This is a genomic window from Sinorhizobium chiapasense (genome assembly GCF_036488675.1).
GTDB classification, from domain to species: domain Bacteria; phylum Pseudomonadota; class Alphaproteobacteria; order Rhizobiales; family Rhizobiaceae; genus Sinorhizobium; species Sinorhizobium chiapasense.
The window spans coordinates 119,648-134,072 of record NZ_CP133151.1 but is presented as its reverse complement, the minus strand read 5'-3'; the positions used below and the strand labels follow the sequence as shown (position 1 = coordinate 134,072).

The following is a 14,425-nucleotide window of genomic DNA, read 5'->3' as shown; positions in this document are numbered from 1 at the left end:
TCTGAGGGGATGCGTTTTCATTACAAGGCCGCCGCGGCGCAGGACCCCTTACAAGCATGATCCGTTTCACCTGGAATGACGGCGATTGCCTCGATTTCAACTTGAGCGCCCATCGGCAACGCCGCCACCTGATAGGTCGCTCGTGCTGGACAGGGCTTCGAGAACGCCGCAGCATAAATCTCGTTCAACTGCTTGAACTTCGAAAGATCGGTCACGAGCACGGTCGTCTTCAGGACATCGGACATCTTTGCCCCCGCCGCAGTCACAATCGCTTCAATATTTGCCAGCACCTGGCGCATCTGCGCTTCCGCCTCGCTCGCCATGGTCCCTGTCACGGGGTCAAGAGGCAGTTGGCCTGAAACGAAAAGCAGATTTCCATGGCGTCTCGCCTGGCTGTAGGGACCGACAGCTGCGGGTGCGTTAGGGGTTGAGATTTCCATGGCTTCCTCGCAAGAGTTGGAGATGCGCGTCTTACGCAATGCATTACGGCATATCGAATTCGAACGGATTGCGTGTCGGCACATGTTCGCGCCGACATATCGTTGAGTGATAGCTATCAGGGCGGCTAGACTTGGAATGCCACGATCATCTTTCGTGGCTGGACAATGCCTCCGCCATTCGCTCGAGTCCTTGAGCAAGAACAGACTTTGGGGTGCCGATATTCAGGCGGATATGTCCTTCACCGCCGGGCCCATAGTCTTCACCATAGTTGAGAACGAGGCCGTGCCGTGTTTCGAACAAGTCGAGCATTTCCTGGTGCGACATGCCGTAATCCGACAGGTCAAGCCACATGAAGTAGGTGGATTCCGTCGGACGCACGCGAATACGCGGAAGTCTTTCCTTGAAGAAAGCCTCGGCAAAGGCATAGTTTCCGGCAACATACCTCATGAGATCGCCCAGCCACCCATCGCAATCCCGGTATGCCACCTCGGTCGCGGCGTGGCCGAATAGAGAGCCGCCGTAGCCGGAGGTATCGCGCTTCAACCCCTCGAGATACTCATGCATGAGCCGAGGATTGGCGGCAATGACCTGAGAGTGCTTCAGTCCGGTCAGATTAAACATCTTGCTGGCGGAAAGCAGGCTCACCGAATTCATGAGCGCCTCTGATGAAACGCTCGCGAAAGGAGTAAAGTGAGCGCCTTCATGCAGCAGGCCGCAATAGACCTCGTCGGAAACAACAACGATGTTGTGCTGCTGGCAAAATTCCGCAAGCCGCGCCAATTCTTCTCGCGACCATACCCGCCCGACAGGGTTGTGAGGGTTGCAAAGCAAGAGCAGTCTTGTGCGACTGCTTACGCAGCGGGATAGCTGATCGAAGTCGAACTCATAACGGCCATTGCGTAGCATCAGAGGGTTTGCGACCGGCACGCGACCGGCGGCGGCCACTATATTCCTGAACTGGAAGTGGACCGGCGACTGGTAGATGATCTCGTCGCCCTCGACACTCAGGCGATCGATCAAGGGTCGCATGGAGGGGTAGATGCCAACATTGTGGGCGATCCACTCGCGCCTGATCTCCCACCCGAAATGCCTCTTATAGAAGCCGATCAGCGCATCGTAGTAGCTGTTTGGCTTGTAGGGGTACCCGAAATGGCCAAGCCGTGCGGTGCGCTCAAGAGCCGCTGCAATTGGCTTGGGCGACCGGAAGTCCATATCTGCGGTACCGAAGCCGAGCAGGGATTTGTTTCCGGTACGATCAATTTCCATTTCCCATTTGACGGTGCTCAGGGTCGAGCGGTCGAGGACTTCGTCAAAGTTGGTCGTTTCCGCGGCGGCGTCAGCCGGCGCCCGGTGCAAATCGTGCATAATTTTCTCCGATTATCTGTCTGGTCGTTGCAGCGCGGCTAGAGGACTTTGGCCAGGAACTCGCGCGTTCGGGGCGACTTCGGGTTAGCGATCATCTCGCGCGGATCGCCCTGTTCCATGACGGTTCCCCCATCCATGAAAATCAACTGGTCGGCGACTTCACGAGCAAACCCGATTTCATGCGTGACCACGACCATCGTCATGCCGTCGCGCGCGAGGTCTTTCATGACCGAAAGGACTTCACCGACGAGTTCTGGATCGAGCGCCGAGGTCGGCTCATCGAACAGCAACACCTTCGGGCGCATGGCAAGAGCTCGCGCAATCGCAACTCGTTGCTGCTGGCCGCCGGACAGTTGTCTGGGAAAGGCGGAAGCCTTTTCCGCCAGCCCTACTCGGCGCAGGAGCTCCAAGGCGTGCTGCCGCGCTTCGGCCCGCTTCTCACCACGCACGCGGACCGGGGCTTCGATGAGGTTTTCCAGCACGGTCATGTGCGGGAACAGATTGAAGTGCTGGAAGACCATGCCGATTTCGGCACGCCGTGCACAAATCTGCGACGCCCTCAGTTCATGGAGCTTGTCGTCTTTCAACCGGTACCCAACGAAGTCCCCATCGACCAGCAGCAGTCCACCGTTGATCTCCTCAAGATGATTGATGCACCTGAGAAATGTGCTTTTACCGGAGCCGGACGGGCCGATAATGCAGGCGACCGATCCGTTCGGCACCGACACATTCACGCCCTTGAGTACTTCATAGCTGCCGTAGGATTTTCTGACATCTGACGCGTGTATCATGACGGAGGGAGAGACACCGAACCGTTCAAAATGACTGGTCTTCATTGTGCACCTCTCCATTTTTCACGCATAGTGAGGATCAAACCCAGCCGCGACAAACCACCCGGAGCGGAGTCGTGTCCGGCTTCATCTCTGGAATAGTGACGTTCCAGATAGCCTTGGCCAACGGTCATGATGGAGACGACAACGAGGTACCAGAACGTGGCGACGAGCAAGAGCGGGATGGTTTCGAACGTCCGGGCATAAATCGCCTGCGCCGAGTACAAAAGGTCGCCGACGGCAATGATACTGACGAGGGACGTCGTTTTGAGCAGATTGATCGTCTCGTTTCCGGTCGGGGGAATGATGACGCGCATCGCTTGAGGGATAACAATCCTTCGCAGCAGCAGAGACGGTTTCATCCCAAGACACAGAGCCGCTTCGGTCTGGCCACGGCTCACTGATTTCAATCCGTTTCGGATGATCTCCGCCATATACCCCGCTTCATGGAGGGACAGTGCAACGACCGCCGCTACCAACGGTGTCATGACCGTGTTCGTGGGAATCGAAAAGACGGTACCAAGTCCCGGCAACCAGAGTGTAATGTCTTTGAAGATGAGCGACAGATTGTACCACAGGATAAGCTGGACGAGCGCCGGTGTGCCCCGGAACCACCAGATAAACCCTGCGGCTGGGAGTGACAGCATTTTGCTCGGCGAAAGCATCATTAAGGCAACGATCATGCCAATGACGCTGGCAAAAAACATGATGGCCAGGGTCAAGCCAACAGTTATCCATAGGCCCTGCAAGATAATCGGGTTCAGGATGTAGGAGGCTACGACGGGCCACTGAAGGTTGGGATTACTGACGACTGCCTGCATGAGCAAAAGCATGAGAATTGCGACCAAAGCAGCAGCCGTCCAGCGCCAGGGATGACGGAGAGGCACCACCTTGAACTGTGTCGTGTGCTTGGCAGCGACGCTATCGTCTTTGAGGGGGAGAACGTTCAAGTCCTCGATTCCTTCTTAGGGTGATATCATGACTTTTCGCAAACGGGTTGCGGCGGAATTGCCTGATCTCCCCGCTCTGCCGATTCGGCAAAGCGGGGAGCTGGAGGTCAATCTTTGAGCTGGGATACGTCCGTGTAGACGATCGGCTTTGCGATCGCGGCCGAAGACATGCCGTATTTGTCGAGGATGGCCTTGTAGGTGCCGTCGTCAATCAATTTTTGGATCGTGGCAGCAAGCATGGTGGCGGTTTCGGCGTCGCCCTTCTTGATGATGTGGCCGATGGGTTTCTTGTGAAAGACCTCGCCCGTCAGAACGAGTTTTCCCTTGCTGACCTGCGAGTAGTATCCGGCTGACGTAGAGTCATCCAGATAAGCGTCAGCCCGTCCGGTGATGACGGCCTGAACAGTGTCCTGCTGCGACGGATAGATATCCTTCTTGAATTCCTGAAGGCCGGCGGTCTTGCACTCCTTGTTCAGCTGATCCGCAGAAAAGTCGGCTGCCGTGCCGGACTGAACCGCGACCGTGCCGCCACACAGTGCCGTGCGCTTCGCGTATTTGTCTTTGTTTTCGGGGAGGGTCGAAGCGATGGTGCCGTCCTCCATCCACGCGACGAAATCCGCTTGCTTAAGACGTTCTTCCGTTACCGATGCATTGAGCCAGGCGATCTTGATCCTGTCAGCACTCAAAGACGGAATGAGAGACGTAAATGGGACCTGGTCGATGGTCAGCTCGACGCCAAGTGTTTTGGCAGCTGCCTGAGCCAATTCGACGCTGAGACCGACCTGCTTGCCGCTTTCGTCGATGTAAGAGAAGGGAGCATAAATGGTGGTCGCGATTGGCAGCTTGCCGCTGTCCTTCACGTAGGCCGGACGCGGAACCTCGTCTGCGAGCAAAGCAGTCGCGCTAACCATCAGCACCGCTGTCGAAAGCATTATAGATTTAATAGCAGTCATTTTACGTTCCCTTGTTGCGTTGTCTTCATGGCCGCGTTTTCGACGCACGTCGACCATCGGAGACGCAAGGCTTGCCTCTCTGTCCGAACAGGTGCGCGAGAACAGGCATTTTAGGGTGCTTCTCCTCAACACCCGCGAAGGAACCATAGCTTTTGGTTCCTCGGGCGGCGAATGAATATTCGTAATGGTAATATGAACTGCATTCATTATATTGGCGGAAAACGTGCAAATGAGGCTGCGGATGAGAAGCGATTTCAGTCTGACTCAAATTGACCTGAATCTGTTGAAGGTTTTTGATCTGCTCATGCAAGAACGCAGTGTCACTCGCGCGGCGGACCGTGCTGGACGAACACAATCAGCGATCAGTCATTCACTGAATAGGCTGCGCGAGATCTTTGGAGACGAGCTGTTCGTCAAACATGCCGGTTCAATGAACCCGACTGCTCAGGCAAGAGAATTAGCCGCGGTAATCACGCAGGCGCTATCGGACATTCAAGGCGTGGTATCTCAACACGTCAATTTCAAACCGAGTGAAAGCCAACGCCAATTTCGAATCGGTGTCACAGACTATACCAGTGCCCTGTATATTCCTGCCCTTTTGGAGGAGTTCAACGCGAAAGCACCTCACGCTCGACTTCGTATTGTACCAGTATATTTGTATGAGGCTTCCGAATTGCTGAGCGATCCGGATCTCGATTGCGTGTTAATCGGCAATCCGATCATTCGGGAGGCGCATATTGTCGAGACTATTCTCGCACGGCATCAAATGCTCTGCGCGGCTTGGGCAGCGAATCCGGTTATAAAGGATCTAACGTTAGAGAAATATCTTGCGATGCCCCATTTGCAAATTTCTCCGGATGGCGATGAATCTGGTGTAAGCGATGGGGCACTGAAGGCAATGGGTTTGACACGCCGCGTTGCCGCAACCGTGCCGTACTATATGGTCGCTCCGAAAGTGCTTAAGGGTACACAAATGATTGCGGCATTCGCAGATGGGATGCTGTCACTTTTGGATGAAAGCAGCGAAATACTGGTTACCCGTCCACCCTTTGCTCTCCCTGACGTTCGAGTCTCTTTGATTTACGTCCGAACGAAGCAGGCAGACGCAGGACACATTTGGTTGAGAAGTTGTATCCGCTCGATTGTGGCGGCCTGTGAGGTGAAAAAGAAGGCGTCCCTTCACCAAATCATTGGCCCTGGGTAGCCTCCGATCGCTCTCAGAGCGAGTTTTCCCAATGAGGTGGGGGCTCCTCACGAAAAAATGCCCGGCATCGCGGATACCGGGCAAAGAGAGGCGAGGTCAGCCTCTGGGGAACGTCGGAATGTTTCAGAAACTATAGACGATCAGCAAATCCTTGGCGTCGATCTGGTCGCCGGCCCTGACCAGCACCTCCGCGATCACCCCGTCCTTCTCCGCGTGCAGCGCGGTCTCCATCTTCATCGCCTCGATCGACAAGAGCACGTCGCCGGCCTTGACCGGCTGGCCGGGGTGAACTGCGACGGTCGAGATGACGCCCGGCATCGGCGCGCCGAGATGGGCGGCGTTACCCGCCTCCGCCTTGCGCCGAATCGCGGCGGAGGCGCCGCGGTTGCGGTCGGGGACCTTGATTGAGCGCGGCTGGCCGTTCAGTTCGAAGAACATCTTGACCATGCCCTTCTCGTCGATCTCGCCCTGCGCCTGGTTGAGGATGACCAGCGTCTTGCCTTTCTCGATGTCGGCGAAGAGCTCCTCACCCGGCGCCATGCCGTAGAAATAGGCAGGCGTCGGCAGCACGCTGACCGGGCCGTAGGTCTCGGCGGCGAGCGCGTAGTCGGTGAAGACCTTCGGATACATCAAATAAGAGGCGAACTCGAAGTCGGTGACCTCGCGGCCGAGCTTCTCTTCGATCGCCTTGCGCTCCGCGTCGAGATCGGCAGGCGGCAGCAGCGAGCCCGGCACCGCCGTGTACGGCTCTTCGCCCTTCAGCGCCTTCTTCTGCAGCGCTTCCGGCCAGCCACCCGGGGGCTGGCCGAGATCGCCCTTGAGCATCGAGACGACCGAATCCGGGAAGGCGATGTCCTTGGCCGGGTTCTCGACGTCGGCGACGGTCAGGTCCTGGGAAACCATCATCAGCGCCATGTCGCCGACGACCTTGGAGGACGGCGTGACCTTCACGATGTCGCCGAACATCCGGTTGGCGTCGGCATAGGCCTGCGCCACCTCGTGCCAGCGGGTTTCGAGCCCGAGCGAGCGCGCCTGTTCCTTGAGGTTGGTGAACTGGCCGCCCGGCATTTCGTGCAGGTAGACTTCCGAGGCCGGTCCCTTGAGGTCGCTTTCGAAGGCCGCATATTGGTGGCGCACCGCCTCCCAGTAGAAGGAGATGCGGCGGATCCATTCCGGATTGAGGCCGGGGTCGCGCTCCGAGCCGGAAAGCGCCTCGACGATCGAGCCGAGGCAGGGCTGCGAGGTGTTGCCGGAAAGCGCATCCATCGCCGCGTCAACGATATCGACGCCGGATTCGACCGCGGCAAGCACGGTCGCGGCAGCAATGCCGGATGTGTCGTGCGTATGGAAATGGATCGGCAGGTCGGTCGCTTCCTTCAGCGCCTTGAACAGCACGCGCGCGGCGGTCGGTTTCAGAAGGCCCGCCATGTCCTTGACCGCGATGATGTGGGCGCCGGCCTTCTCCAGTTCCGCGGCGAGCGCCGTGTAGTATTTCAGATCATACTTCGGCCGGGCGGAATTCAGGATGTCGCCGGTGTAGCAGATCGCCGCCTCGCAGATCTTGTTCTCTTGCGCCACCGCGTCCATTGCGACGCGCATGTTCTCCACCCAGTTCAGGCAGTCGAAGACGCGGAAGACGTCGATACCGCCCTTCGCCGCCTGGGCGACGAAGTATTTGACGACGTTGTCGGGATAGTTCTTGTAGCCGACGCCGTTGGCGCCGCGCAGCAGCATCTGCAGGAGCAGGTTCGGCGCGCCCTCGCGCACCATCGCCAGCCGCTCCCACGGATCTTCGGTCAAAAAGCGCATCGACACGTCGAAGGTCGCGCCGCCCCAGCATTCGAGCGAAAACAGATTGGGCAGCGCCCGGGCATAGGTGCCGGCGACGCGGGCGATATCGTAGGTGCGCATGCGGGTGGCGAGCAGCGACTGATGGCCGTCGCGCATCGTCGTGTCGGTGATCAACACCTGGCCTTGAGCCTTCACCCATTCGGCGAATTTCTTCGGTCCGAGCTGATCGAGAAGTTGCTTGGTGCCCGGCTTCACTTCGCCGTTGATGAACGGCACGACGGGCGCGGCGATGTCGTCGTTGGGTTTCGGCCGGCCCTTCGCCTCCGGATGGCCGTTGACTGTGACGTCGGCGAGGTAGGTCAAAAGCTTGGTGGCGCGGTCCTGGCGCTTCACCTGCTGGAACAGCTCCGGCGTCGTGTCGATGAAGCGGGTGGTGTAGCTGTTGTCCTGGAAGCTCGGGTGGCTGATGATCGCTTCCAGGAAGGTCAGGTTGGTGGCGACGCCGCGGATGCGGAATTCGCGGAGCGCGCGGATCATGCGGCGGATCGCCTCGTCCGGGTTCGGCGCCCAGGCCGTCACCTTCTCGAGCAGCGGATCGTAGTAGCGGGTGATCACAGCGCCGGAATAGGCGGTACCGCCGTCGAGCCGGATGCCGAAGCCGGTGGCGCCGCGGTAGGCGGTGATGCGGCCGTAGTCCGGAATGAAGTTCTGCTCGGGATCTTCGGTGGTGATGCGGCACTGCAGCGCATGGCAGTTGAGGCGGATGTTCTCCTGCGACGGCACGCCCGATTCCGGCCTGCCGATGGCATAGCCGTCGAGGATGTGGATCTGTGCCTTGACGATGTCGATGCCGGTGACGACCTCGGTCACCGTGTGCTCGACCTGGATGCGCGGATTGACCTCGATGAAGTAGAACTTTCCGGTGTCGGCATCCATCAGATATTCGACGGTGCCGGCGCCGATATAGTTGGTCGCCTCGGCGATCCGCTTCGAATAGGCAGCGAGCTCCTCGCGCTGTTGAGCGGTGAGATACGGCGCCGGAGCGCGCTCGACGACCTTCTGGTTGCGCCGCTGGATCGAGCAGTCGCGCTCAAAAAGGTGAACGACGTTGCCGTGGGTATCGCCCAGAATCTGGCTTTCGACGTGGCGGGCACGCTCGACCAGCTTTTCCAGATAGACCTCGTCCTTGCCGAAGGCGGCCTTCGCCTCGCGCTTGGCCTCGGTCACCTCGCGGATCAGATCTTTCGGATCGCGGATCGCCCGCATGCCGCGGCCGCCGCCGCCCCAGGAGGCCTTCAGCATCACCGGATAGCCGATCTCCGCGGCCAGCCGCTTGATCTCGTCGGGATCATCCGGCAGCGGCTCCGTCGCCGGCACGACCGGTACGCCGATCGAGATCGCGAGGTTCCGCGCCGCCACCTTGTTGCCGAGCTGGCGCATCGTCTCCGGCTTCGGGCCGATGAAGGTGATGCCGTTGGCGGCGCAGGCTTCCGCAAATTCCGGGCTTTCGGACAACAGGCCGTAGCCCGGATGGATGGCGTCGGCGCCGGAAAGCTTGGCGACGCGGATCACCTCGTCGATCGACAGATAGCTCTCGATGGGCCCGAGATCGCGGGCAAGATGCGGGCCGCGGCCGACCTGATAGCTCTCGTCCGCCTTGAAGCGGTGCAGCGCCAGTTTGTCCTCCTCAGCCCATATCGCGACCGTTTTGAGTCCCAGCTCATTGGCCGCGCGGAACACGCGGATGGCAATTTCGGAACGGTTGGCAACAAGGATCTTCGAAATGGACATGGTATTTTTCTTCAGTCTGAAGGTGAAAGGAGAGCAGGTCCCGCCCGACAAGGCCAGGCCCGCTCACCGTGATCGGTGACGTTGCCGCGCTTAAAGTGCCGCGATCGTCTGAACCTCTACGAGGAAGGGTTCCTTCACCAGCCGGTCGACCATCAGCAAAGTGTTCGGTGGATATTTTCCGTCAGGGAACATCTTGGGAAATTCGCGCAGACGGAATTCCATGAACTTTGGAATGTCCTGAGAGTGGACCAAATAGGTCGTGAATTGCACGACATTGCTCCAGGATGCCCCCGCAGATTCCAATGCGGCTTCCACGTTTTTGAAAACCTGTGCGGTCTGGGCGTCAAAGTCGCCCTCACCTATGACATTTCCGGCGGAGTCACCGGAAAGCATCCCGGCGATGAACAGAAACTCGTTCGCCTTTACGCGCGTGACATGTGTGTACTGACCCATTGGCGGGCCAAGCTTCTCCGGATTGTAAATATTGATTTCGCCCATTGTGTACTCCTATCTTCGATGTGCGATGATTATCCGACCGGGTTTTCGAGCGTCCCGATACCGTCGATTTCGACGCGAACGCGATCGCCGCGGTTGAGGTATTTCGGCGGGGTAAAGCCGATGCCGACACCGACCGGGGTACCAGTTGCAATGATGTCGCCGGCTACCAGCGAGATTGAGCGGCCGATTGTTCGTACCAGCGTCGGAATGTCGAAGATCAGGTCGCCAATCCGAGCGTTTTGACGCTGCTCGTCATTCACGTGGCAGCGAATGCCTCTGGAAGAAATGTCGCCCATTGCTTCCCGGGTTACGATCGCAGGTCCCATGGGCGCAAAGGTGTCGATTCCTTTGCCGAGCAGCCACTGCTTATGGCGTTTCTGCAGTTCACGCGATGTCACGTCGTTGATGATCGTGTATCCGAATACAAAATCCATCGGATCATGGTTTTCCGTGACCCGGCCGGCACGACCGATGATGACAGCAAGCTCGGCTTCATAGTCCACCGACTGATAGGGATCATTCGCCCACTCGATCGTCGCGCCGGGGCCGATCACCGATGATGGCGGTTTGCTGAAGATGATCGGATATTCCGGAACTTCGGAGCCGCCGATCGATCCTGCGTCGAAGCCACTGCGTCCGAACTCTGCAGCATGTTCATGATAGTTCTTGCCGACGCAGAAGATGTTCCGGCGAGGGGTCGGGATCGGGGCGCGAAGTTCCACCTCGGAGAGCTGCAATGCGCTGGCTTTCTCTTGAACAAGCCTCGCGATCTGGGCAGTGCGCTGATCGTAGTTTTCGATCAGATCCTGCATATCTGTTGCAAGGCCCGCCGCGGTAAGATCGACCAGGCGAGAACCGTCATCGATCAAAACGCCGACGGCAGTATTGCCCCGATTCTGGAATGTAACAAACTTCATCAATTTACTCCTGTCTGAGGGGATGGGTGGGCACTGCGCCACCCACGTGGGATGCGAGCTCGGGGAACTCTTAGCGGCGAGCCGAGCGTTGCCGGAGCCGGTCGAGGCAAACTGCCAACAGAATGACGAGGCCGACCGCCAAAGTCTGGAAATAGGCGGACACGCCAATCATGTTCAGGACATTCGAGAGCATCCCGAGCGTGACGACGCCGAAGACCACATGTATCATTCCACCGCTGCCGCCCTTGAGGGCCACCCCACCAAGGACAACGGAGGCAAGGGCCTGCAAAGCGAGATTCGGTGCTGCGATTGGTTGGGCAGCGCTTGTCCAGGCGGTCACGACAACCGCGCCGATCCCAGCGCAGGTGCCGCTCAAAACATAGACGAGCACCGTGTAAAACCGGACATCGACGCCTGAATGCAAAGCTGCGGAATAGTTCGAACCCATTGCGTACACGTACCGTCCAAAAACGGTAAAGCGCAGCAGGACCCAACAGCAAGCCAAGACCGCCAGGCCGATCACAACCATGACCGGGATTCCGGCAAGCGAGGTAAAGCCGATCAGATCGGTATATTCGCCGGGAACGTCATATATCGGCACGCCATTCGCCAAAATCAGAGCGAAAGCCTGTGTGATGGAAAGGGCGGATAGGGTGACGATGAGCGGACTTGCCCCTGTAGCGGCGACGACGAATCCCGAGAAGAGCCCACAAAACGCACCAACAGCAACCATCACGCAGACGCCGACGCCAATACCCAGTTCCGGCATTACCAGGACGCCTGCGACACCGGCAACCGACAACACGGACGATTGGGAAAGATCCAGCCCGCCAGACATGATCACAATGCCTTGCGCTGCGGCGAAAATCAGCAATGGTGTCAATTGCCGAAGGAGATTGAGCAGGTTGTTTGTTGAAAGGAAACGCGGCTCGATCATCACTGCAACCAGCGCCAGCAATAGTATAAGCAATGGTAACATCAAGTCGGCATAGCCGATCTGTCCAAATAGATGCCTCACCTTTGGAGGACTAGCCTGGTTGATACTGATTTGCGAACTCATAGTATTTCCTCCCTGTCTTTTGCCTGTGTCGCGCCCACCACATCCGCCGAGATCGAAGACATGTCGCCAGTGGTCGGCGCGCTGTAAGTGCGCACGCACTGTCCGTCGAACATCGTGTGAATGCGGTCGCTGAGGGCGATCGCTTCTTCGAGATCGCTGGACACAAGAAGGATCCCCCATCCCTTGCCTGTGCATTTGCGCAGTAGATTATGAACGTCTGCTTTGGCGGCGATATCGATTCCGGCTGTCGGCTCCTCGAGCACAAGAAGACGGAGGTCAGATCCGAGCAGCCGACCTATAAGGACCTTCTGCTGATTGCCGCCGCTCAAGCTCGTGATCGGATCTTTCGCATTTCCGTATCGAACACCGATTTCGGACAGTTCCTTGTCAGTATCTCCACCCGTCGGAGCGAGCGATGCCCGTTGCTTGCGGCTGCGGGGACGCAGATAGAGGTTTTCGCTTATACTTCTCCTCGGGAGGATCCCGTTCGCGGCGCGGCCGTTCGGAAGATGCCCTATTCCGAGCCTACGAGCCCGAACAGGCGTATTGACGGCGATGCTTTGCCCCTCGACCTTCATCGCCACGGATGCGGCGTCCGATGCCTGGCCCGATACGATTGATGCGATCCGCTCGCTACCACAGCCAATGACGCCATAAAGCCCGACGACTTCGCCAGGCGCCACGCGGATTGCTTCGGTGCTACCGTCCAGACGCGGTACCACGATCGAGAGAAAATCGGCCGTGCCACTTTCGGGATTTTGAACGACGTGGCGCTGTGGCCGATGCGGCGCAGGAATACCTCCCCCGCCGAGACGCTCAACGATCTGATCGACGGTCTGGCGTCCGGCAATGCTCTCAACGAGAGCGCCATTGCGAAGCACGGTGACGCGATCGGCGAGCTCGGCGACTTCAGCGACATGGTGGGTAACGAACACGATCGCAGTGCCGTTGGCCCTAAGCTCGCCCATAATCCCGTGCAGGTGTTTGCGCTCGGCCAGACTAAGCATGGCCGAGGGTTCATCGAGCACGAGAATTCTCGGGTTTCGCGCCAGGGCCTTGCTGACTTCAACGAGCTGCTGCTGACCAGGAGGGAGTTGGCCAACTGGCCGCTTGATCTCAATCCTGCCCAGCCCCACCGCTTCCAGAACGCTCTGGCATTCCGATCGTTCTCGCGAACGTCTGAGGACGCGAAGAGGGTTGCGTGTCGGGTCAGCGCCCAGAAACAGGTTGTCTTGAATGCTCAGATCCGGCGCCAGGGAAAGCTCCTGGAACACCATTGCCAAGCCGGCTGCTCGCGCTTCCTCAGGGCTGAAAAACGGAACTTCCTTGCCGCCATACCAGAAGCTGCCGGTATCTGGCCGGACGAAGCCCCCACAGATTCTGCCCAACGTGGACTTGCCCGCCCCGTTTTCCCCGATGATGCAATGGATCTCACCGGGGAAAATATCAATGGAGACCCCCCGGAGCGCCCTTGTCGCTCCGAAGGACTTGCTAACGTCAACTAGTCGCAGGAGTGGTGTCATCAGGCACCTTCACTGCTTGATGTTCAATGACCAATCCTTTGGCGGAAGGTCGTAGACATCGTAACCGTAGGAATCGACATTCTTTTTTGTGATCACGGCGTTATTGGTGAAGATTGTTGGATAGGCCACGCCCTGCGTCTTGAACTCGTCACCTTTCGAGAGCTTCTCGTGATCTCGGATTGCGAACTGTACGATCAGACGGCCCATTAGGATGCCGGGCTCCGACGTGAGCGCCGACAAGCGATCGTTCTTGATCAACGGGAGGGCCTCCCGGACAATCGTGGCAGAAACCACTTGGGCTTGAATGCCGCTCTGCCGAGCCGCCTGAGCCGCACCCAGTCCCAGCGGTATCACGGGCGTGAAAATAAACTTCGTGTCCGGATTTTTCTGAAGCATATCCGATGCCTGGGTGAGGCCCTGTTCCAGCTCAAGCCCGCCAGTAACAGCACCCTTGACCAAGGTTACATCCGGGCACGCTTTCAGTCCTTGCTCGAACCCATCAAGCCGCAAGCGCGCCCATTCCGCGCCGGCGGGTCCCGGCAGCGCGATGACACCGGCTTTTTCTGGTCCGGCAGCCGCGCAGATCTCCTTGGCTAGCCCAAGACCGATTGCTCCGTCATCCTGCGTGACACCGAAATCGACGTTCTTGCTATCGACCGGAATGCCAGCAGCAATGACGCCGATGCCCGCATCCTTCAGCCGCTTGAGCTGGGGATCATAGCCTTTATAAGCAGCAGCACCGAGTACGATGTAGTCGACACCAAGGCTTTGCAAAGTTTCGATCTGCGAGAATTGTTGCGTCACATTCCCATAGGCGCCGGCGATCGAAATCTGGGCGACTGTGACGTTGCTTCGCTTTGCCTCGTCGGCAATCCCGTAGGCGATGCCTTTCCAGAAATCGTCGTTGAGGTGAACCAGCGTTACGCCGAGTTTGAGCGGCTTGGTTGCGACGACCGGCTCGACAATTCCGGCCAGCCGGTCAGGCTCCTCGGCCAATGTGGAATGCGAAGCTAAAAGTGATCCAACGACGACAGCACAGGCGATGCGGGCAAAGCCGAGTGTGTACTTCGAAATTCCGGAAACCATAGTAGAACCCCTCTGA

At 58.3% G+C, this 14,425-nt stretch carries 12 protein-coding genes; 1 reads left to right on the top strand and 11 read right to left on the bottom strand.

Annotated elements, in window-relative coordinates:
* Positions 1-20: 20 nt before the first annotated feature.
* From RB548_RS23350 to RB548_RS23330, 5 genes are all read right to left on the bottom strand, one after another.
* Entirely contained in the window at positions 21-440 is a 420-nt protein-coding gene (locus RB548_RS23350) for a RidA family protein (protein WP_331375677.1), read from the bottom strand.
* Between the two features lie 145 nt (positions 441-585).
* Positions 586-1,806, bottom strand: a complete 1,221-nt coding sequence (locus RB548_RS23345; protein ID WP_331375676.1) for a MalY/PatB family protein — start codon at positions 1,804-1,806, stop codon at positions 586-588.
* Between the two features lie 38 nt (positions 1,807-1,844).
* Positions 1,845-2,642 (bottom strand): amino acid ABC transporter ATP-binding protein, encoded by a 798-nt coding sequence (locus RB548_RS23340; RefSeq protein ID WP_331375675.1) that lies wholly within the window; start codon positions 2,640-2,642, stop codon positions 1,845-1,847.
* On the bottom strand, positions 2,639-3,586 hold the full coding sequence (locus RB548_RS23335) for an amino acid ABC transporter permease (RefSeq protein ID WP_331375674.1): 948 nt from the start codon (positions 3,584-3,586) through the stop codon (positions 2,639-2,641). Before RB548_RS23335 ends, RB548_RS23340 begins: the two co-directional genes overlap by 4 nt.
* A 107-nt stretch (positions 3,587-3,693) precedes the next feature.
* Entirely contained in the window at positions 3,694-4,596 is a 903-nt protein-coding gene (locus tag RB548_RS23330; protein WP_331375673.1) for an ABC transporter substrate-binding protein, read from the bottom strand.
* 184 nt (positions 4,597-4,780) lie between these two features.
* On the opposite strand from RB548_RS23330, the gene RB548_RS23325 reads away from it, so the two are divergent.
* The gene (locus RB548_RS23325) at positions 4,781-5,743 is read left to right on the top strand and encodes a LysR family transcriptional regulator (RefSeq protein WP_331375672.1); all 963 of its coding nucleotides are present in this window, start codon (positions 4,781-4,783) and stop codon (positions 5,741-5,743) included.
* Between the two features lie 123 nt (positions 5,744-5,866).
* On the opposite strand, the gene pyc is transcribed toward RB548_RS23325, so the two are convergent.
* The 6 genes from pyc to RB548_RS23290 all read right to left on the bottom strand — a co-directional run bounded on the left by pyc (position 5,867) and on the right by RB548_RS23290 (position 14,409).
* The gene (gene pyc, locus RB548_RS23320) at positions 5,867-9,325 is read right to left on the bottom strand and encodes a pyruvate carboxylase (RefSeq protein WP_331375671.1); all 3,459 of its coding nucleotides are present in this window, start codon (positions 9,323-9,325) and stop codon (positions 5,867-5,869) included.
* A gap of 90 nt (positions 9,326-9,415) precedes the next feature.
* Complete coding sequence (locus tag RB548_RS23315) at positions 9,416-9,823, bottom strand: RidA family protein (RefSeq protein ID WP_331375670.1); 408 nt, start codon at positions 9,821-9,823, stop codon at positions 9,416-9,418.
* 29 nt (positions 9,824-9,852) lie between these two features.
* Entirely contained in the window at positions 9,853-10,740 is an 888-nt protein-coding gene (locus RB548_RS23310; protein ID WP_331375669.1) for a fumarylacetoacetate hydrolase family protein, read from the bottom strand.
* 70 nt (positions 10,741-10,810) lie between these two features.
* Positions 10,811-11,800 carry an ABC transporter permease gene (locus RB548_RS23305; RefSeq protein WP_331375668.1) on the bottom strand — a complete coding sequence of 330 codons (990 nt, stop codon included), beginning with the start codon at positions 11,798-11,800 and terminating at the stop codon, positions 10,811-10,813.
* A complete protein-coding gene (locus RB548_RS32240) occupies positions 11,797-13,323 on the bottom strand; it encodes a sugar ABC transporter ATP-binding protein (RefSeq protein WP_408642453.1) in 1,527 nt (508 codons plus the stop codon). The genes RB548_RS23305 and RB548_RS32240 overlap by 4 nt, the downstream gene beginning before the upstream one ends.
* 9 nt (positions 13,324-13,332) lie before the next feature.
* Positions 13,333-14,409, bottom strand: a complete 1,077-nt coding sequence (locus RB548_RS23290) for a substrate-binding domain-containing protein (protein ID WP_331375667.1) — start codon at positions 14,407-14,409, stop codon at positions 13,333-13,335.
* Between the last annotated feature and the right edge of the window lie 16 nt (positions 14,410-14,425).